Here is a 20,381-nt window from a genome sequence, read left to right as displayed (position 1 = left end):
GCGTTCCTCCCGATCGTTTCGACCGCATGCCGTTGGTGCCTGATCCTATCGCGAGAAGCCGCCCTGGAACAGGCTGCTCCTCGCGCCGGAAGGCCTGATGGGACAATCAGCCCTGAACTATCTTGCGCGTTTCGGTGGCAAAGTAGACCGACACGACAGTGATGAGTGCCAGCGCGATCATGTAGAGCGAGATCGGCCAGGTCGCCGGCGCGTAGGCCGTCATCAATCCCGTCGCGATCAGCGGCGACAGCGCGCCGGCGAAGATCGAGGCGAGGTTGTAGCCGAGCGAGACGCCGCTATAGCGCACCTTGGTGCCGAACAGCTCCGACAGGAAGCTTGCCTGCGGGCCATACATCGCGGCGTGGCCGACGGCGAGGCCCAGCACGATCGCGATCCAGGCATATTGCGGGTTCTTGGTCGCCAGCAGCATGAACAGCGGGAACGACATCAGCGCCGAGAACACCGCGCCGAAGATGTAGATCGGCCGCCGTCCGACGCGGTCGGAGAGCGCGCCGAAGGCCGGAATGGTGAAGGTCTCGATCGCCGCGCCGATCAAGACGCCGTTGAGCATGTCCTGCTTGTTCATGCCGAGCGATTGCGTGGCATAAGCGAGCACGAAGGTTGCGTAGATGTAGAAGAAGCCGTTCTCGGCAAAGCGCGCGCCCATCGCCAGCAGGATGTTCTTGGGATACATCCGGATCGCGTCGACGATCGGCATCCTCACTTCTTGCTTGGTATCCTTGACCTTCTGGAACTCCGGCGATTCCGCGATGGTGAAGCGGATCCACAGGCCGACCAGCACCAGCGCGATCGAGAACAGGAACGGGATACGCCAGCCCCAGGCATAGAGCTGCGCGTCGGTCAGCATCGAAGACACCACCGAGAATACCAGCGTGCCGAGCACGAGGCCGAGCGGTGCGCCGAGTTGCGGCCAGCTGCCGTAGAAGCCCTTCTTGTCGGCGGGCGCATGCTCGACCGCCATCAGCACCGCGCCGCCCCATTCGCCCCCTAAGCCAAAGCCCTGGATCAGGCGGCAGGTGACGAGCAGGATCGCAGCCCAGATGCCGGCGGTCTCGTAGGTCGGCAGAAAGCCGATCGCCGCGGTGGCGGCGCCCATGATCAACAGCGTCAGATAAAGCATGGTCTTGCGGCCGATCTTGTCGCCGTAATGGCCGAATACGACGCCGCCGAGCGGGCGCGCGATGAAGCCGAGCGCGTAGGTCGCGAACGCCAGCAGCGTTCCCATCATCGGATCGAAGGTCGGAAAGAACAGCTTGTTGAAGATCAGCGCCGCGGCAGTGCCGTAGAGGAAGAAGTCGTACCACTCGATGGCCGTGCCGATCAGGCTCGCGGTGGCGACGGTGACGTGCGAGGGCTGTTTGGCCTGAAGCTGATGGACCGAGATCGCTTCACTCATCTTGCGTCCTCCCTGGTTGCGAATGCGCGTGTGCAGCACGCGTCATTGTGCAAGAGCGAAGAGCAAGGTCCGCGCCAGATGGCGTCAATTGGTGCAAATGGGCGAAAACACAGCAATTTCAGTGGAGTCATCCGGACAAAGCGGCAAGCTGCGCTGTCCGGAATCTGAGACTCCGGACAGTCCGTGTCTCGAAACTCAGACGGAAGCCGGCCCCGCGGCGAGGCCGAACTTGGCGAGCTTCTTGTAGAAGGTGGCGCGCGAGATCCGCAGCATCCTGGCGGCCTCGGAGATCTGGCCGTTGCTGGCGGCGAGCGCCTGTTCGAGCGTGTGCTTCTCGAACTCGGCCTCGGCTTCGGCATAGGGCACGACCGTTCCGGCCGGGCGTTCGGGCGCAGCTAGCCTGACGTCGGCACCGACGGGAAGGATGCGAACGAAATCCTCGCCGGTCAGCCGCCCGGAATCGCTGAGGATCAGCGCCCGCTCCAGGATGTTGCGCAGCTCGCGCACGTTGCCCGGCCAGTCATAGCGCGCCAGTGCGGCGAGCGCGCTCGGCGTGATCCGGGCGCTGACATAGTCGCCGGACGCGCTGATGTCCTCGAGCAGCCGGGTGCAGATATCGGGAAGATCATCCAGGCACCGGCGCAGCGGCGGCAGGTCGATCGAGAGCACGTTGAGGCGATAGTAAAGATCGGGGCGGAACGTGCCCTCGCTGACGCGCTTGCGCAGATCCACATTGGTCGCGGCGACCACGCGCACGTCGACCCTGGAAATCTTGTCCGAGCCGAGCGGCTCGATCTCGCGCTCCTGCAGCACGCGCAGCAGCTTGGCCTGCAATTGCAGCGGCATCTCCCCGATCTCGTCGAGGAACAGCGTGCCGCCGTCGGCAATGCGGAATTTGCCCTCGCGCCCCCTGCGGTCGGCGCCGGTATAGGCGCCCGGCGCGGTGCCGAAGAATTCCGACTCGATCAGCGTGTCGGGAATCGCGGCGACATTGACGCTGACGAACGGCTTCTCGGCCCGCGACGAGGCGTTGTGGATCGCCTGCGCCAGCATCTCCTTGCCCGTTCCGGTCTCGCCGGTGAGCAGCACCGTGACGCTCTGCCGCGCGGCGCGGCCTGCCAGCTCCTTGGCCTGTGCGATGGCCGGTGTCGTGCCGACGAAGTCGGCGAAGGTGAAGCGCGCCGCGCGGGCGTTGGACAATTGCCGCCGCGCCAGCCGCAGATCGCTCTCGAGCTGGGCGACGCGGGCGAGCAGGGGTTTCAGGCTTTCGAGGTGGTCATAGAGCACGAAGCCGATCGCGCCGATCACCTTGCCGTTCTCGTCCTCGATCGGCATGCGGGTGACGACCAGTTGCTCGCCGCCGAGCTCCATGATGTCGAGTAGGATCGGCTCGCCGGTCTCGGCCACCTTCCGCATCAGGCTGTTCGGAATGACCTCCTCGATGGGACGGCCGATCGCCTCAGAGGTCCGCTTGAGCCCGAGTGCTGTGAGGTATTTCTCGTTGACGTAGACGACCCGCCCGCCCCGATCGATCGCGATCGCGCCCTCGCAGAGCTTTTCCAGCCGCTCGAACAGCGTCTCCATCGCGCGCGCACGAAGATAGGCGGGGTCGCTGATGGAGGAGGCGGGCATGACGTACCTCGCGGGAAGTCTGGCTGTGTATTACCAAAAGGGCAGTAATTTCAAAGGGGGAATTGGGTTGCTTGCCGGGTCGTCCATTCCCGGCGTCGTCCTGGACAAGCGCAGCGAAGCGGAGTGCAGATCCAGGACCCATTACCCAAAAGGTGGTTTGGCTTCGTGGTTACCAGCTCGCGCCACAACCCCTTCCCGGGGTAATGGGTCCTGGCTTTCGCCCGGACGACATTGAGGGTGTTGCCGTCGCACCCCTACCTTCGATACCCGCTCGCCCGCGAATAGCCCTGGCGGTTCTGCTGCATCGGGCGGCTTGCCACGTTGACCCGCGCTTCGCTGGCCACCGTCGTTGCGAACTTCAGCTCCTCCAGGAAGATCGGCCGGGAGAAGTAATAGCCCTGAGCGTAGCGGATCTTGGTTGCGGCCTGGAGATAGGCGAGCTCCTCGTAGGATTCGAGGCCCTCGGCAATCACGGTCATGCCGAGCGCTTCGCTCAAGGATTCGATCGCGCGCAGAATGCCCTGGCTGCGCGGACGCTTATGGATGTCGGTGATGAAGGAGCGGTCGATCTTGATCTCGTCGGCGGTGATGTCGGCGAGCGCCGAGAGCGAGGAATAGCCGGTACCGAAATCGTCGATCGAGATGCCGACGCCGAGCTTGCGGAACATCGGCAGGATCTCGTCCTGGAAATGATTCTTGGCGACGAAGGCGTCTTCCGTCAGCTCGATCATGAAACGCTGCGGAAAACCGGTGTCGTCCAGCGCCTGCGCGAAGCTGCGCATGAATTCGGGGTTGCCGGCCTGCTTGGCGGCGACGTTGATGCTGATGGTCGCTTCCGCGCCGAACGTCTCGTTGATCAGGTCGATCGACTTGACGATCTCGGCCAGCACGAGATGGGTCAGCTCGTCGATCAGCCCGAGCTCGCTGGCGAGGTTGATGAACGAGCCGGGCGCCTGGATCACGCCGTCGTCGTCGCGCAGGCGCACCAGGGCCTCGATACCCTTCACCGCTTGCGTTCTGATGTCGACCTTGGATTGGAAAGCGCAGCAGAAGCGCTTCTCGAGGATCGCGAGCCGCAGCGACTGCTCGACCTTCATCCGCGCCAGCGCCTCGCGCTCCATGCTGGAATCGAAGAAGGCCGCCGACCCCTTGCCGTCGTTCTTGATGCGGTACATCGCGATGTCGGCGTTCTGGCGCAGGGTCTCGAAGCTGCTGCCGTGATCGGGGTAGAGGCTGATGCCGACCGAGGTGGAGGCGAAGATTTCCGAATGGTCGATGAAGAACGGCGCGGTCAGCCGCTGCAGCGTCGATTGCATGAATTCGGCGACTTCTTCCTGGCTCTGGATCGGCGACAGCAGCAGCAGGAATTCGTCGCCGGAGATGCGCGAGAGCATGTCGGAATCGCGCAAGCCGCGTCCGAGTCGCTTCGACAGCTCGACCAGCAGCGCATCGCCGACGGCGTGGCCGTAATAGTCGTTGATGTGCTTGAAATTGTCGACGTCGAGAAAGGCCAGCGCGAAACGCTCGCCGCCATCGCGTGCGAGCAGGCCGTTGGCGCGATGCTCGATCACGCGCCGCGAGGGCAGCCCGGTCAGCTCGTCGAAATAAGCCGAGCGGAACAGCTGGTCCTCGAAATTCTTCTGCTCGGTGATGTCGGAGGATGCCGAGATCAGGAGCTGGCGTCCGGCGAGGCGGACGGGACGATGGGTCGTGAGCAGCACCTGCCGCGCGGCGCCGTTGTGAAGGGCTTCCTCGGTGACGACCGCCTGGCCGGCGCTCAGCGCCTGTCGGCAGGCTTCGCGACGCGGCGCGAGATCGGGCGAGGGACGGCTGCCGTCCATGCCGAGCTGGGAAGCCGCGGCATCGTTAACCAGCAAAAGCTCGCCGTGCGCGTCCTGCACGGTGAGGCCGGCCGGCAGCATTCTAACGATTTCCTTGAGAAATCCGAGCTCGGCTTCGCTCGCGCCAAAATATTCGTTGTCGTTCATAGAAGCCATGAATCTTGTTGTTTCAGCGCGCTTTTGCAATGGGCGCGATCTAGCGCGGTTCCCTCTTAAGTTTGGTTAAGGGGTCCGAAGAAATACGGGGGTGTTTTGGACGAAACTTGCGACGATCCGACGCGCGACGTCGATCGTCATTAACAGAGGGTCAATGCGCCCGCCAAACTGCGAGCGGAGCGCGCGGTTCTCTTTCGCTTGTATCGAACCTGATCGCGCGATGAGCTTGGGTTGAAACGTGCGAGCCGTTTGCTGTCCGTCAGCCGCCCTTGGGGATACGGCATTGCATGATGCAATGGAGGCCCGTCTTCAAGAATGAGAGCTCGGTCTTGCCGTCGAAGGCGGTTAGCGCCGACTTCAGCAATTTGGTGCCGAAGCCGGGTGCCGACACCTCGCCGATGCTTGGTCCCTCGGTCTCGTCCCAGGTGATGGTCAGGCGATCGCCGGTGACTGTCCATGACACCTGCAACAATCCGCGCGGCGCGGAGAACGCGCCATATTTGCCGGCGTTGGTGGCGAGCTCGTGAAACATCAGTGACAGCGTGACCGCGAGCTTCGGCGGCAGGAACAGCCGGTCGCCATTGAGCGTGAAGCGGACGTGGCCGTAAGGCCCGAGCTCCGCGATCAGGAGATCGCGGATGTCGCAGCCCGCCTTGTCGATCCGCGAGATCAAATCGTCGGTCGTGGCCAGCGACCGCAGCCTCGGATCGATGCGGGCCCAGACTTGCGGCTGGTCGTGCAGCACCTGGTGCAGCACGGCGTGCACCGTCGACAGCTTGTTCTTCAGCCGGTGTTGGAGCTCATCGACCAGCAGCTTGCGATAGTCTTCTTCCTCGATCAGGCGCTTGGAAATCCGGCGCTGCTCGATCAGCAGCGAGCGATAATGCTCGACACCCCAGATCGTCAGCGCGCTCACGGCCCAGTAAAGCGCCAGCAAGGCAAATCGCGCGTGATCGGCAAAGGCATCGCTGAAATTGACGACGACGCCGAGCACGCCGCCGACGAGTGCCGTCACGACGCCGATCCGGAAGCCGCCGAACGCGGCGGCAAAGAACACGGCCGGGAAATACGGGGTGAAGTAGACGTCGGGCCGGACCTGCGCGAGACCCCAGCGCGCCGCCGTCGCAATCAGCAGGCAGGCGGCCGCGAAGGCGATGCTCAGACCGAGCGATGGCGGTGCCACGCCCTGCCAGCCTTTGCGGAACTCGTCGATCAGCTTCCCCATGCCCCGCCCGGTCGCGATGCCCGTTCGAAAGTCGAGCCATGGTTGCGAATGTTACGCATGTCGGACGCGCAAGCAAAGCTTGCCTTGCCGCGGGCCGGCGGGAATAGTGACCGTCGCGGCGCCGTCATCTGTCAGTGTCCGCCATCTGAAAATCAAATCATTCAAAAACGGGAACATTCCATGGGCAGGCTAGACGGCAAGGTTGCGGTCATCACCGGCGCGACAAGCGGGATCGGATTGCGTACCGCGGAAGTCTTCGTTGCCGAAGGTGCCAAAATTGTGATCGCGGGTCGGCGCGTGCCGGAAGGCGAGGCGCTGGCGAAGCAGCTCGGGGCGACTTGCATCTTCCGCCAGACCGACGTCACCGTCGAAGCGCAGATGCAGGCGCTGATCACGCTCGCGGTCGACAGATTCGGCCGGATCGACTGCCTGTTCAATAATGCGGGCGGCCCAGCGCAGACCGGCGGCATCGAGGGCCTCGAGGCCGAGCGGTTCGATGCGGCGATGGCGACGCTGGTGCGCAGCGTCATGCTCGGCATGAAGCACGCCGCGCCCCACATGAAGAAGCAGGGTTTTGGCAGCATCATCAACAATGGCAGCATCGCCGGCCGTCTCGCCGGGTTCTCGTCCTCGATGGTCTATAGCGCGGCCAAGGCGGCGGTGATCCATCTCACCAAATGCGTAGCGATGGAGCTCGGCGAGTCCAATGTGCGCGTCAACTCGATCTCGCCCGGCGCGATCGCAACCGGCATCTTCGGCAAGGCGCTGGGGCTGTCGACCGACGCGGCCGAGAAGACGCCGGCGGTGATGCGCGAGGTCTACAAGACCGCGCAGCCGATCCCGCGCGCCGGTCTCCCTGATGACATCGCCCATGCCGCGGTGTTCCTGGCGAGCGACGAATCCAGCTTCATCAACGGCCACGACCTCGTCATCGACGGTGCCATGACCGGTGGCCGCAACTGGAGCCAGCAGCAGCAGGGTTATGTGGCCTTGCGCAAGGCGTTCGATCAGGGGGCGTAGTTGCTGAGGGCAACGCTGCCGTAGGGTGGGCAAAGGCGCGCTCTTTCGCGCGCCGTGCCCACCGTCGGTGTTCAAACCGGGAGAGACATGGTGGGCTGTCGTCGTACGCGCGACCCGGTGGCTTTGCCCACCCTAGGATATCTCGCCAAGGAGTTCTCGTGCCCCGGACGCAGCGCAGCGCTCCTTCAGCGGTGCGCTGCAGAGCCGGGGCCCATCTCTCCGAGCTGAACCTATCGCAAGATTCTGGGTCCCGGCTCGCGCTTTGCGCGTCCGGGACACGGGAGGCTCAAACCGCCTTCACCCGCACCCGCAAACCATCCCGCGGCTTCGGGATCGGCCACATCTGCCAGTCCGGCTTGTAGCCTGGCGCCAGCGATACCTCGATGTTCTGCAGGAAATGCCGCGCGAAGCATTTCGCCTGCATGTAGGCGAAGTGCAGGCCGAGGCACATATGTGCGCCGCCGCCGAAGGGCACAAAGGCGAAGCGGTGGCGGCCACGCTGCGCCTCCTCGGTGAAGCGCATTGGATCAAACCGGTCTGGCTCCGGCCAGATGTCCTTCATGTGGTGCGTGTAGAGCGGATTGACGCCGACGGCGGTGCCGGCCGGAATCGTAAAGCCCTTGAAAGTGAAATCGCGCATCGCGCGGCGCGGCATCGAGGGCACCGGCGGCTTGATCCGCAGCGCCTCCTTGAACGCCATCTCCGTCAGCGGCATCTTCTCGAGATCGTCGAAGCTGCTCGGCGCATCCGGGGCGAGGCCGAGCGCGAGAACCTCCGCCCGCAGCCTGTCCTGCCAGTCCGGATTTGCGGCGAGCTCGCCGATGAAGGAGGTCAGCGACGAGGTCAGCGTGTCGTGCGCCGCCATCATCAGGAAGCTCATATGGTCGATGATGTCCTGCTCCGAGAGCAGCGCGCCGTCCTCGTGGGTCGCGCGGCAGAGCTGCGAGAACAGGTCATCGCCGCCGTGATTGCCGCGTCGCAGCGGGATCTGCTCGCGGAAATAGGCGACGATGCGCTTGCGTCCCTTCACCCCTCGCGCCATTTGGGTGCCGGGCAGGGGGCGGCGGACCGGGGCGACGGCGGCCGCGACCATGTCGACGAAGGCACGGTTGATCTCGTCGACCTCGGGGCCGATGTCGGCGCCGAGGAACGAGGCCGCAGCGAGATCGAGCGTGAGCTGCTTCATCGCCGGATAGAGCTGCATCTCGCCGGGCTTGGCCTTCCACTGCGCGACGCGCGCGGAAATGCCGCGATCGAGATTGCTGAGATATGACTTCATCGGCCCGGCCTTGAACGCGACCGACAGCGCCTTGCGATGCAGGCGGTGCTCGTCGAAATCGAGCAGCATCAAGCCGCGCGGAAACAACAGGCCGAGCACCTTGTTCCAGCCATGCGTCGACGAGAACAGTTTCTGCTGGTCGAACAGCACGAGCTCGTTGGCCTCGGGCCCGAGCAGCACGACATTGGTCTCGCCGAAAATGTGCGTGCGGTAGACCGGGCCGTATTTGGCGCCGTTCGCCTCGATGTGCCCCTTGGGGTCGGCGAGCACCTGCAAGGTCTTGCCGATGATCGGCCAGCCTTCGTCGCCGGGGATGTGGGTCAGCTCATTGCGCCTGGGCGGGGTGAAGCCAAGCGCAGGGGCGGCCACATTCTGCATCGACATGACGATTGCTCCGGTTGGCAAGCTCCGCGAGCATAGCACGATCCGGTGGTCTTGCGCGCAAGCACGAACCATCGTCGTCCCGGCCTAGTGCGCAATTGCGCACGGGGGCCGGGACCCATAACCCCAGGAAGTAGTTTGTTGCGAGCTGGCAATTACCAATCATCGCCAAACACAAATCGGTGGCTATGGGTCCCGGCTTTCGCCGGGACGACGGAGATAGACCTACCGCTTCGCCGCTTCCTTCTGCAAATCCGGGGCGTTGACGGCGGGGATGGCGACGCGGCCGGGGCCGGTCACCTTCAGCGCCTCGGCGGCCTTCTCGTTCTCCATGATCTTGGCCATCACGGCCTGGCCCGCACGCTCGAAGATCGCACGATTCTCGATCACGAATTTTTGCGACTTGCGAAGACCGTCGATGTAGCCGTTGATCTCCGGCACGACGTAGCGCGCCACCATGTCCCAGCTGCGGCGGGTGTTTTCCGGATTGGCCCAGTCGTGCACGAAGCCGATGATGGCGCCGACCCCGCCGGACACCTGCATCACGTTTTTGATGGTTTTGACGAGATCGTCGGGTGTGCCGATGGTGGAGGCTGCGCCCTCGACGAAGGCGGTCTTATCCACGGCTTCATCGGGCGAGGAGAACGCGGTGAGGCCCGGCCGCTGCAGCGTGCCGACATTATATTCGTTGTGCCAGCGCATCAGCCCGGCGCCCGCTTCGCGGCGCGCCTGTTCGCGGGTTTCGGCGATATGCCAGGTCAGGAGCACGCGCCAGTCGGCGCGGCTCACCCTGGTGCCGTGTTTTTTCGCCGCGTCCTCGGCGAACTGCCATTGCTGTTGCAGCGACATCAGCCCCTGCGTCGTCATCGAGCCCAGCGAGATGATGCCGATGCCGTATTTGCCGGCCAGCGTCATGCCGGACGGAGAGATCTGCGAGGCCACCACGAACGGCATCTCCTCCTGCAGCGGCAGGATCTGCAGCGCGGCGTCGTTCATGGTGAACCAGTCGCTCTTCGCGGTGACGCGCTCGCCGTTGAAGAGGCGGCGGATCACAGCGATCGCCTCGTCCTGGCGGTCGCGCTGCGTCATCGGGTCGATGCCGAGCGTATGCGCGTCGGAGGCGAGCGCGCCGGGACCGGAGCCGAAGATGGCGCGGCCGCCGGTCATGTGATCGAGCTGCACCATGCGCTGGGCGACGTTGAAGGGGTGGTGGTAAGGCAACGACACCACGCCGGTGCCGAGCTTGATTCGCTTGGTGCGCTCGCCGGCCGCGGCCAGGAACATCTCGGGCGATGCGATCATCTCCCAGCCGGAAGAATGATGCTCGCCGCACCAGAACTCGTCATAGCCGAGGCTATCAAGCTGCTCGACCAGATCGAGATCGCGCCGGAACTGGAGCATTGGATGCTCCCCGATCGGGTGATGCGGGGCAAGAAAGGCTCCGAATTTCAGGCGCGCCATGGCGTTCTCTCCGGCTTCGATTTTATGTTTGTTGAGGCGGCGAGGCTACGTGCTCGCGGAAGCGAACGCAATCGCACGATGTCCCGCGCGGCGGAATGCAGGCATGCGCGGAGGCGCGATGAGATGTCTCGTCTCCCTCTCCCCGTTCTTACGGGGAGAGGGCGGGGGTGAGGGGCTGCTTCCGCAAATTCAATGGCAGTGCGACTTGCGGAAGCTCCCCCCCACCCGGAATTCAAACTGCGTTTGAATTCCGGCCTCTCCCCGAACGCGGGGAGAGGCGAAGCAACCGCGGAAGCGCGGGAATCCTACCTGCGAGGTAATCGCGACACCGCGTGCGATCTGAAATTATCGAGCAACGATAGTCCAGGGTCCCGCGCCGATGCACCAAACCGTCACACGACAGCTTGATTCCTCGCGCCGCTGGTGGGTGCTGGCCATCGTCGTCGCAGCCCAGTTCATGTTCGGCGTCGACGCCTTCGTAGTCAACGTCGCCATTCCCACCATCGCGGTCGATCTGAAAGCGTCGCCGGCGCAGATCGAATCCGTGATTGCGATCTACCTGATCGCCTATGCCACGCTGGTCGTCACCGGCGGCCGGCTCGGCGACATCCACGGCACGAAGAGCGTCTTCCTCGCCGGCGTGCTGGGTTTCACGCTGACCTCGCTGTGGTGCGGGCTCGCGCAATCCGGCGCGGAGCTGATCATCGCTCGGCTGGCGCAGGGCGCGACCGCGGCGCTGATGGTGCCGCAGGTGCTGGCGACGCTGCATCTGCTCTTCACCGACGAGACGCGCAGCCGCGCCTTCGCCATCTATGGCATCGTGCTCGGGCTTGCGGGCGCGGCGGGCTTCCTGCTCGGCGGTCTCCTCGTCACGCTCGATCTCGCCGGCACCGGCTGGCGCTCAGTGTTCTTCGTCAACGTGCCCAGCGGCCTCGCCATCGCCACTGCCGCCTGGCGCATCATGCCGTCGGTGCCGCGGCAATCAGGTACAAAGCTCGACGTCAAAGGCAGCGTGGTGCTGTTCGCAGGCTTGTTGTGCCTGATCGGTCCGCTGCTGTTCGGTCACGATGTCGGCTGGGCGCCGTGGTTGTGGGCGGTGATGGCAATCGGCGGCGCGATCCTCGCCGCGTTCCTGAAGCTGGAGCACGCGATCGCGCGCGACGGCGGCATGCCGCTGGTCGATCTGACGCTGCTGTCGGATGCAGCCTTCCTGCGCGGGCTCGGCGCGGCGTTGTTCTTTTTCATCGCCAACCTCTCATTCTACCTGGTGATGACGCTGTACATGCAGCGCGGCCTGAAAATTCCACCGCTCGCCGCCGGCATCGCCTTCATCCCGCTCGCACTTGCCTTCGTCGTGGCCTCGCGGCACAGCGGCGCGCGGGCGCGGCATCGCGGCACCAAGGTGCTGCTCGAGGGCTGCGCGCTCCAGATCGCAGGCCTCGCCGCGCTCGCGCTCGTCGCGTTCTATGTCGATGCACCGACGCCGCTTGCGCTGGCGCTCACGATGATCGTCTTCGGCTACGGTCAGGGATTGGTGATGGCGCCGTTGTCGGGCGCGGTGCTCGCGAGCGTAAAACCTGTCGCCGCAGGCTCGGCCTCCGGCATGTACGGCACCACGGCGCAGATCGGAAATGCGGCCGGAGTGGCCGCAATCGGCGCATTGTTCTTCGCCGTCGAATCGTTGCAATCAGCGCGCGCAGGATTTCTCGTCTCGCTTGCGCTGTTTGTGACATTAGTCATGATCTGCGCCGCATTTCTGGCCTGGATGCGCCGCGCCTCTGCACCAAGTTGAGGCATTGCGGTTAATACATGCGGATTCCGCGGGAAATCCCGGCGATTTTCGCGCGATTGACAGCGCACGGTCTTTTTATTTTGCAACGCAGCAACTATCTGGTTTGGCTGAACGTTGGAAGTTGCCCACCAGGAAGTTGCCGTGTCACTAGCCCGAAATGTCGATCTGTTGAGACGTCTGCCCAAGCTGGACGGTCTGCGCTTTGCCGAGCTCGGCCGCAGCGCTGATTCATCCAGCCCGCTGCAAGAGGTCACGAATTTCGGTGACAATCCCGGCGCGTTGCGCATGCTCGCCTTCGTGCCGGCGCAGCTGCAGAAGCCGCGCGCGCTCGTCGTGGTGCTGCACGGCTGCGGCCAGACCGCTTCCGGCTACGATCTCGGCGCCGGCTGGTCGACGCTGGCGAAGCATTACGGCTTCGCGCTGCTGATGCCCGAGCAGCAGCGCATCAACAACGGCAACACCTGCTTCAACTGGTTCAATCCGGAGGACACCGCGCGGGACAGCGGCGAGGCGCGGTCGATTCGCGAGATGATCGCGCACATGGTGCAAGCGCATCGCATCGATCAGAGGCGCATCTTCATCACCGGCCTGTCCGCCGGCGGCGGCATGACATCGGTGATGCTCGCGACCTATCCGGAAGTTTTCGCAGCCGGCGCGGTGATCGCGGGCTTGCCCTATGGCATCGCGTCGAACCTGCGCGAGGCGCTGGACGGCATGTTCCATTCACCCGTGCGTCCCGCGCGTGAGCTCGGCGATCTCGTGCGCAACGCCACCCACCATCGTGGCCCCTGGCCGAAGGTGTCGGTGTGGCACGGCAGCGCCGACCGCACCGTCAATCCCGGCAATGCCAACGAGATCGTCAAGCAGTGGCTCGATCTGCATGATCTGCCCGACGTGCCGATGGCCGAGACCAATGTCGACGGCTATCCGCGCCAGGCTTGGTGGAACCAGGACGGCGAGACGCTGGTCGAATCCTACGCCATCACCGACATGGCGCACGGCACGCCGCTTGGGCTAGCCGACAACGATCAGCGTTACGGCATGGAAGGCGCATTCCTGATCGAGGCCGGCATCTCCTCGTCCTACCACATCGCAAAATTCTTCGGCCTCACCGGCTGGATTGCGGAGGCGGCGCCGAAGGCGGAGGCAAAGCCTGCGACGCCGAAGCCGGCGCTGACGCCCGCGCCGCATCTCGCCCGTTCGATCCGCGCCGCGGTCGCCGCACAGCCGGCCGCGGCAAAGCGCGAGCGGACACGCAGCTTCGATCTCGGCCAGATCATCACGCGCGCGCTGACGGCGGCGCGGTTGATGAAGTAAGCGCTGTCGTCCCGGCCTTCGCCGGGACGACAACGGAGTTTGTGGCGACGCCGTTGGTTCAGCTCAGCGAAGCTAGCCCGTCTGATCGATCCACTCGATCGGTGTCACCGTGACCTCGCCGCCGGCCACCTTCCGCGTCATCTCCTGATAGGCCCTAAAGAACTCGCGCGATTGCAGGGTTTTTTGCGCGGCATCGTCGGTGACGCTGGCGAGATGGATATAGCTACCGTCATCGCGGTGCTTCAGGACACGATAGCCGATCCGCCCTTTCAGCTCCGGATCGCCGTCGATCGCCTTGATGAAGCGGCCGATCTCCTGATGCCAGGCCTCCGTCGTGCCGTTCCTGAATTCGTATGTGATCATGAAGTGCTTCATGTGGCGCTCCTTACTTCGTCTTGTGCGTCATCATCTGCGGCTTGCAAGCGATCCTGCAAGTATGGACAAAATTGATAGTATGGACTTTTTCGGCGTCCCTCCTATCCTCGGCCAGAGCGTTTTCGAGCGAAGTGAAGACCGGTTCGCATAAAGAAGCGCGTCAAAACAGGAACTCCGCGCATGGAGGAGCGACATGACCAAGGCAATGGCGAAGGCAAGAGCGACCCCCTCGCGCGCCTGTCCGGTCGCGGCGTTTCAGAAGATGATCAGCGGCAAGTACAAGCTCCGCATCGTCTGGGACCTCAAGGACGGTCCGCGCCGCTATGGTGAGATCAGGAGCGGCCTGCTGCGCGGCACGGAAGGCAGCGCCGAGATCACCCCGCGCGTGCTCAGCCGCGAATTGAAGGCGCTGACGCAAAGCGGCCTGATCGACCGCAAGGATTTCGGCGAGGTGCCGCCCAAGGTCGAATATCGCCTGACCCGCAAGGGCAGAAGTTTTGTGCCGGTCGTCGCCGCGATCCGCGAATGGGGCGAGCGTAACCTCGGCGAACCCGCGGCGCTGGCGGACGCCGCCGAGTAAAACGCTTACATTTCGCCGGTGATGAACGGATTGGTCATCCGCTCCTGGCCGATGCTCGAGCCGGCGCCGTGGCCGCAGATGAAGCCGACGTCGTCGCCGAGCGGCAGCAGCTTGGTTAGAATCGAGTTGATCAGCGTGGCATGACTGCCGCCGGGCAGGTCGGTGCGTCCGACTGAACCTGCGAACAGGACGTCGCCGACATGGGCAAAACGCAACTCCTTGTTGAAGAACACCACGCTGCCCGGCGAGTGGCCGGGGCAGTGATAGATGTCGAACTGCAGGCCGCCGATCGAGACGCTGTCGCCTTCGTTGAGCCAGCGGTCCGGCGCAAAGTTGCGCACCCCGGTCATGCCGAAGCGCGCGCCGCTCTCGACCACGTTGTCGAGCAGGAACTTGTCCGCTTCATGCGGGCCCTCGATCGGCACCTTCAGCGCGTCGCGCAAGTCGGCAGCGCCGCCGACATGGTCGATATGACCATGGGTCAGCCAGATCTTCTCCACGCTGACGCCGGTCTGCTTGATCGCGTCCAGAATCTTCGGCACGTCGCCGCCGGGATCGATCACCACGGCCTTCTTGGAAGGCTCGTCCCAGATGATGGTGCAGTTCTGCTCGAACAACGTCACGGGAACGATGATCGCGCCGGCTTTGGCTTTGGTGTCATTTTGTTCGGTCATGGTCGCACAATGCCGATTTTTGCCAGGCCGCCAAGCAAAAGATTCGGGCCAAACAGTCGGAACGAGCTCGGGAACAACCGTCACACGGCCGTCCCAATTGACCTGCCACTTTGAACCGGGGCGTCGCTGTCGCGTTCTCCCGCGCGAGGCGCAGATTTGGGTGGTCTTTCGGCATGGCTCAAGGCAACGAGAATTGGTGGCGCGACGGCATCTTCTATCAGATCTATCCGCGCTCCTTTCAGGACTCGGATGGCGATGGCGTCGGCGATCTCGCTGGCATCCTCAGACGGCTGCCTCACGTCAAATCGCTCGGCGTCGACGCGATCTGGCTGTCGCCGATCTTTCCCTCGCCGATGGCGGATTTTGGCTACGACATTTCGGACTATACCGCCATCGAGCCGCTGTTCGGCACGATGGCCGATTTCGATGCGCTGCTCGCCGCCGCCCATGACAACGGCCTGAAGCTGATCCTCGATCTCGTGCCGAACCACACCTCGGACCAGCATCCCTGGTTCATCGAGAGCCGGTCCTCACGCGACAATCCCAAGCGCGATTGGTACATCTGGCGCGATCCGGCGCCCGATGGCGGCGTGCCGAACAACTGGCTGTCCGAGTTCGGTGGCAGCGCCTGGCAATTCGACGAGACCACGGGGCAATATTACTACCACGCCTTCCTCGCGCAGCAGCCGGACCTCAACTGGCGCAATCCGGATGTTCGCGCTGCGATCTATGACGTGATGCGGTTCTGGCTGGAGAAGGGCGTCGACGGCTTCCGCGTCGACGTGATCTGGCACCTAATCAAGGACGTCGAATTCCGCGACAATCCGCCGAACCCACATTACGTCGAGGGCCGGCCGCCGAACGAGAAGATCCTGACGCAATACTCGACCGATCAGCCCGAGGTGCATGCCGTGATCGCGCAGATGCGGCGTCTCACCGATGGCTTTGGCGCGCGCGTCTTGATCGGCGAGATCTATCTGCCGCTGCATCGCTTGATGGCCTACTATGGCAACGATCTCACCGGCGCGCAGATGCCGTTCAACTTCGCGCTGCTCTCGACCTTCTGGAGCGCGCGCTCGATCGAGAAGATCATCGAGGATTACGAGAAGGCGCTGCCGCGCGGCGCTTGGCCGAACTGGGTGCTCGGCAATCACGACCGTCCGCGCGTCGCAAGCCGGGTTGGTCCCGAACAGGCCCGTGTCGCCGCCATGCTGCTGCTGACGCTACGCGGCACGCCGACGCTCTACTACGGCGACGAGATCGGCATGCATCAGCTCGCGATCGCGCCGGAGGACGTGCGCGACCCCTTCGAGAAGAACGTGCCCGGCATCGGTGTCGGCCGCGACGGCTGCCGCACGCCGATGCAGTGGGATTCCTCGAACTTCGCCGGCTTCTCGGAGGTCCGGCCGTGGCTGCCGTTGCCGGAGGATCACATCCGCGAGAACGTCGTCGATCTCGAAGCCGATCCGCGCTCGATCCTGACGCTGTACAAGCGCCTGATCGCCTTGCGGAAGGCCTCGCCGCCGCTGATGGCAGGCGACTATCATCCGATCTCGGCGCAAGGCGATCTCCTGCTCTATCGCCGCGAGGCTGGCGGCAGAGCGGTGGTCGTGGCGCTCAATCTCGGCCCCGATCCGATCGCCGTCACCACCAGCGCCATCCGCTTCGGCAGCGAGATCCTGCTGTCGACGTTTCTCGATCGGGAAGGCGAGCGGCTGGAGGGCGTGCTGGATTTGCGGGGGAATGAGGGCGTGGTGGTGGCGGCGCCATCCTAGCCCGCGACTCCGATGATCTCTTTCGTCATTCCGGGGCCCGAGCGGAGCGAGGGAGCCCGGAATCCATCGGGCCGCAGCGTCCTTGGATAAATGGATTCCGGGCTCGCGACTTCGTCGCGCCCCGGAATGACATTGCCCCCAACGATGCACCTACCCCGGATGCTTCCTCCCCCGCACCGTATTCGCGTCGATGTCGCTCCGCTTCAACAGATAATCCAGCCCGCCGACGCGATACCAGCGATAGCCGTAGGGCTCCAGCACGACACGGTGCTGGCCGCGCTTGTCGGCGTGGCTGTGATCTTCCGCGAGCAGGTTGATGAGGTGCGCGCCGGCCCCATCAGGCAGCCCCGCCGAGAACGCGATCTCGCGTGGCTTCTCGTCGAGATTGTGCATGAACAGCACCGAATTGTTGCGCCAGTCATAGCGCATGATGAACACGGCGGGATCGCGCACAGGAATGATGGTGAAATCGCCCCAACCGACTTCCGGCACCTCCTTGCGCATGCGCACGATGCGTTCAGTCCAGTTCAGCATCGAATTGGGATCGCGTCGCTGTTTTGCGACGTTGACATGCGGATAGCCGTACGGCCCCTTGTCGATGACGGGGCATGCCGGCTTGTCGCTCTTGGTGAAGCCGCCATGCGGCTCGGTCGACCATTGCATCGGCGTGCGCGCGCAATCGCGTTCGGGCAGCGACAGGTCATCACCCATCGCGATCTCGTCGCCATAGCGGATCACGGGCGTTCCCGGCAATGTGCATACCAGGCTGTAGGCGAGCTCGAGCCGCCGGCGGTCGCCGCCCAGCATCGGTGCGAGGCGACGGCGGATGCCGCGATCGTAGAGCTGCATCTCCTTGTCGGGTCCGAAGCATTTGAACACGACCTCGCGCTGCGCCTTGGTCAACCGTCCGAGATCGAGCTCGTCGTGATTGCGCAGGAACAGGCCCCATTGCGCCGTCGCCGGCCGCGGCTTGGTCGCCTTCAGCGCCTTCGCCAGCGGACGCGAATCGGCCGAGGCCAGCGCATAGAACAGATGCTGGTTGACCTGGAAGTTGAACATCATGTGCATGCGGTCGGCGTCGCGGCCGAAATATTCCATGTCCGTCTTCGGCAGCACATTGGCTTCGGCGAGGATGATGGCGTCGCCCTGCCGCCATTGCAGGAATTCGCGGAACGCGCGCAGCATGTCGTACTGTTCGACCGGTTTCTTCACCTTGGCGCCCTTGGTCGCGATCACGAATGGCACCGCATCCATGCGAAAGCCGGAGACACCGAGCTGGATCCAGAAGCCCATGATCTTCAGGATCTCGGCCTGCACGTGCGGGTTCGAGGTGTTGAGATCGGGCTGGAAATCGTAGAAGCGATGAAAATACCAGGCGCCGGCTTCCTTGTCGCGCGTCCAGGTCGATTTCTGCACGCCGGGAAACACCATGCCCTCGTGGGCGTTGGCCGGCTTCTTGTCGGACCAGACATACCAGTCGCGATAGGGCGAGTTCTTGTCGCGCCGCGCCTCCTTGAACCAGTGATGCTGGTCCGAGGTGTGGTTGACGACGAGATCGATGATGACGCGGATGCCACGTTGCTTGCAGCCATGGGTGAACTCGACGAAATCGCCGAGCGTGCCGTAGCGGGAATCGACGCTGTAATAGTCCGCAATGTCGTAGCCATCGTCGCGCTGCGGCGAAATCTGGAACGGCATCAGCCAGATCGTGGTGATGCCGAGGCCGTGCAGATAATCGAGCCGGCGCAAGAGGCCCTTGAAGTCGCCGACGCCGTCGCCATCGGCATCCATATAGGAGCCGACGGAGAGGCAGTAGATCACGCCGTTCTTGTACCAGAGATCTTCGATCATGCGCGCGCGGCCTCGTGGGCCGCCGAGGTGCGGCGGCTGCGTGATAAGTTTTAAAGGCAAAAGCGGTTCCGCAATGTCGTCCTGGACAAGCGAAGCACAGATCCAGGACCCATTACCACAGGAAGTCGCTTGGCGAAGATTGGTGGTTATCAGCTCGCGCTACAACAAACCCTTGGGGTAATGGGTCCTGGCTTTCGCCAGGACGACATTTGAGAATGAGCAACGGCTCGACCATTCTCGGCAGTGTGCATCCCGACGGAATCCGCTATCCTCCCCCCATGGACAACACCGCCCGCAATATCGCCCTACCGCCGCCGGACCGCCGCCAGTCGGAGACCGCACTGGCGGTCGCGCGCGGCACCGCGCGACTGCTGCGCTCGCTGGGCTTCTCCTGCATTAGCGAATTGCCGCTGCCCTCGGGCCGCCGTGCCGACCTCGTCGCGTTGAACGAGCGCGGCGAGATCTGGATCGTGGAGATCAAATCGTCGGTGGAGGATCTGCGCGCTGATCAGAAATGGCACGAATACCGCGCCCATTGCGACCGGCTGTTCTTCGCCTTCACGCAGGATCTGCCGTGCGAGATCTTTCCTGAAGACACCGGCCTGATCGTCGCTGACGCCTATGGCGCGCACATGCATTGCGAGGCGCCCGAGCACAAGCTTGCTGCCGCCACGCGCAAGCAGATGACGGTGCGCTTTGCGATGGCGGCTGCGCTGCGGATCAACCGTTTGGTTGATCCGCAGGGCTACGCGGATTTTTGGGAGTAGCCAAAAGAACGAAACTGTATCCCCGTCATCCTGAGGCGCGAGTGACGGGGCGCGGAGCGTCCCGTCGGGAGCCTCGAAGGATGCACGGCCGCGATGCAGCCGGACCGTCGCCCTTCGAGGCTCGCCTTGCTTTGCAAGGCGAGCGCCTCAGGATGACCGGGATAGAGGATTGAGCGTAGTAACTACCGCGGCGCGCGCTTGGCCAGAATGCGCTGCAACGTGCGGCGGTGCATGTTGAGCCGGCGCGCCGTCTCCGAGACGTTGCGGTTGCACATTTCGTAGATGCGCTGGATGTGCTCCCAGCGCACGCGGTCGGCGGACATCGGGTTGGTCGGCAGCTCGGATTTCTCCGCGCTGGTCGAGAGCAGCGCGGCGACGACGTCGTCGGCGTCGGCCGGCTTCGACAGATAATCGATCGCGCCCATCTTCACTGCGGTCACGGCGGTGGCGATGTTGCCATAGCCGGTCAGCACGATCGCGCGCGCATCGGGGCGCTTCTTCTTCAGCGCCGAGACCACGTCGAGACCGTTGCCGTCGCCGAGCCGCAGATCCACTACCGCGAAGGCCGGTGCCGATTTGCCGATCTGCGCAAGCCCGTCGGAGACGGTGTCGCACGATGTTACGGCAAAGCCCCGTGTCTCCATCGCGCGCGACAGCCGCTCCAGAAACGGCTTGTCGTCCTCAACGATAAGAAGCGAGCGGTCGGTCTGTTCGTTCAGTTCGGCGATGGCGTTCAAGGTGTTGTCCTCTCTCCAGCGCATTGACATATGGCGTCGCAATCGATCGGTGCCAAGGCGGCAAATGGTCGATCGGCCCCGTTGTGCGACGCAAGGTCGCG

Annotated in this window: 16 protein-coding genes; 6 read left to right on the top strand and 10 right to left on the bottom strand. The window is 64.0% G+C overall.

What is annotated here, in order from left to right:
- Window positions 1–106: 106 nt before the first annotated feature.
- From LRP30_RS43710 to LRP30_RS43695, 4 genes are all read right to left on the bottom strand, one after another.
- Complete coding sequence (locus LRP30_RS43710) at window positions 107–1,417, bottom strand: MFS transporter (RefSeq protein ID WP_249758833.1); 1,311 nt, start codon at window positions 1,415–1,417, stop codon at window positions 107–109.
- Between the two features lie 195 nt (window positions 1,418–1,612).
- Window positions 1,613–3,049, bottom strand: coding sequence for a sigma 54-interacting transcriptional regulator (locus LRP30_RS43705; RefSeq protein WP_249758832.1), 1,437 nt, complete (start codon window positions 3,047–3,049; stop codon window positions 1,613–1,615).
- A gap of 254 nt (window positions 3,050–3,303) precedes the next feature.
- Window positions 3,304–5,037, bottom strand: a complete 1,734-nt coding sequence (locus LRP30_RS43700) for an EAL domain-containing protein (protein ID WP_249761966.1) — start codon at window positions 5,035–5,037, stop codon at window positions 3,304–3,306.
- A 268-nt stretch (window positions 5,038–5,305) separates the two neighbouring features.
- Window positions 5,306–6,271 (bottom strand): sensor histidine kinase, encoded by a 966-nt coding sequence (locus LRP30_RS43695; protein ID WP_128940634.1) that lies wholly within the window; start codon window positions 6,269–6,271, stop codon window positions 5,306–5,308.
- Between the two features lie 180 nt (window positions 6,272–6,451).
- Between LRP30_RS43695 and LRP30_RS43690 the strand changes: the two genes are divergently transcribed.
- Window positions 6,452–7,291: a glucose 1-dehydrogenase gene (locus LRP30_RS43690; protein ID WP_128947889.1), complete on the top strand. Its 840-nt coding sequence runs from the start codon at window positions 6,452–6,454 to the stop codon at window positions 7,289–7,291.
- Between the two features lie 286 nt (window positions 7,292–7,577).
- Here LRP30_RS43690 and LRP30_RS43685 read toward each other — a convergent pair whose 3' ends face one another.
- Together LRP30_RS43685 and LRP30_RS43680 are read right to left on the bottom strand one after the other, a co-directional pair.
- On the bottom strand, window positions 7,578–8,954 hold the full coding sequence (locus tag LRP30_RS43685) for a cytochrome P450 (protein ID WP_249758831.1): 1,377 nt from the start codon (window positions 8,952–8,954) through the stop codon (window positions 7,578–7,580).
- A gap of 222 nt (window positions 8,955–9,176) precedes the next feature.
- Entirely contained in the window at window positions 9,177–10,412 is a 1,236-nt protein-coding gene (locus tag LRP30_RS43680) for an LLM class flavin-dependent oxidoreductase (protein WP_249758830.1), read from the bottom strand.
- 379 nt (window positions 10,413–10,791) lie between these two features.
- Between LRP30_RS43680 and LRP30_RS43675 the strand changes: the two genes are divergently transcribed.
- Both LRP30_RS43675 and LRP30_RS43670 read left to right on the top strand, forming a co-directional pair.
- Window positions 10,792–12,204, top strand: a complete 1,413-nt coding sequence (locus tag LRP30_RS43675) for an MFS transporter (protein WP_249758829.1) — start codon at window positions 10,792–10,794, stop codon at window positions 12,202–12,204.
- A gap of 141 nt (window positions 12,205–12,345) precedes the next feature.
- Complete coding sequence (locus LRP30_RS43670) at window positions 12,346–13,521, top strand: PHB depolymerase family esterase (protein ID WP_249758828.1); 1,176 nt, start codon at window positions 12,346–12,348, stop codon at window positions 13,519–13,521.
- A 72-nt stretch (window positions 13,522–13,593) separates the two neighbouring features.
- On the opposite strand, the gene LRP30_RS43665 is transcribed toward LRP30_RS43670, so the two are convergent.
- Window positions 13,594–13,896, bottom strand: coding sequence for a hypothetical protein (locus LRP30_RS43665; RefSeq protein WP_249758827.1), 303 nt, complete (start codon window positions 13,894–13,896; stop codon window positions 13,594–13,596).
- 193 nt (window positions 13,897–14,089) lie between these two features.
- Here LRP30_RS43665 and LRP30_RS43660 point away from each other — a divergent pair, with 193 nt between their 5' ends.
- Complete coding sequence (locus LRP30_RS43660; RefSeq protein WP_249758826.1) at window positions 14,090–14,476, top strand: helix-turn-helix domain-containing protein; 387 nt, start codon at window positions 14,090–14,092, stop codon at window positions 14,474–14,476.
- Window positions 14,477–14,481: 5 nt separating this feature from the next.
- Here the strand turns inward: LRP30_RS43660 and LRP30_RS43655 are convergent, their stop codons facing one another.
- Window positions 14,482–15,150, bottom strand: coding sequence for an MBL fold metallo-hydrolase (locus LRP30_RS43655; RefSeq protein WP_249758825.1), 669 nt, complete (start codon window positions 15,148–15,150; stop codon window positions 14,482–14,484).
- Between the two features lie 173 nt (window positions 15,151–15,323).
- Between LRP30_RS43655 and LRP30_RS43650 the strand changes: the two genes are divergently transcribed.
- The gene (locus tag LRP30_RS43650; RefSeq protein ID WP_249758824.1) at window positions 15,324–16,925 is read left to right on the top strand and encodes an alpha-amylase family glycosyl hydrolase; all 1,602 of its coding nucleotides are present in this window, start codon (window positions 15,324–15,326) and stop codon (window positions 16,923–16,925) included.
- Window positions 16,926–17,075: 150 nt separating this feature from the next.
- On the opposite strand, the gene LRP30_RS43645 is transcribed toward LRP30_RS43650, so the two are convergent.
- Window positions 17,076–18,776, bottom strand: coding sequence for an alpha-amylase family protein (locus tag LRP30_RS43645; protein ID WP_249758823.1), 1,701 nt, complete (start codon window positions 18,774–18,776; stop codon window positions 17,076–17,078).
- Between the two features lie 278 nt (window positions 18,777–19,054).
- Here LRP30_RS43645 and LRP30_RS43640 point away from each other — a divergent pair, with 278 nt between their 5' ends.
- Window positions 19,055–19,543 carry an MmcB family DNA repair protein gene (locus LRP30_RS43640; RefSeq protein WP_249761965.1) on the top strand — a complete coding sequence of 163 codons (489 nt, stop codon included), beginning with the start codon at window positions 19,055–19,057 and terminating at the stop codon, window positions 19,541–19,543.
- Window positions 19,544–19,725: 182 nt separating this feature from the next.
- On the opposite strand, the gene LRP30_RS43635 is transcribed toward LRP30_RS43640, so the two are convergent.
- The gene (locus LRP30_RS43635) at window positions 19,726–20,280 is read right to left on the bottom strand and encodes an ActR/PrrA/RegA family redox response regulator transcription factor (protein WP_164934823.1); all 555 of its coding nucleotides are present in this window, start codon (window positions 20,278–20,280) and stop codon (window positions 19,726–19,728) included.
- Between the last annotated feature and the right edge of the window lie 101 nt (window positions 20,281–20,381).

Source organism: Bradyrhizobium sp. C-145 (assembly GCF_023375135.1).
In the GTDB taxonomy this organism is placed as follows: domain Bacteria; phylum Pseudomonadota; class Alphaproteobacteria; order Rhizobiales; family Xanthobacteraceae; genus Bradyrhizobium; species Bradyrhizobium zhanjiangense.
The sequence above is the reverse complement of the archived record's forward strand: the minus strand, read 5'-3'. Positions and strand labels throughout refer to the sequence as shown.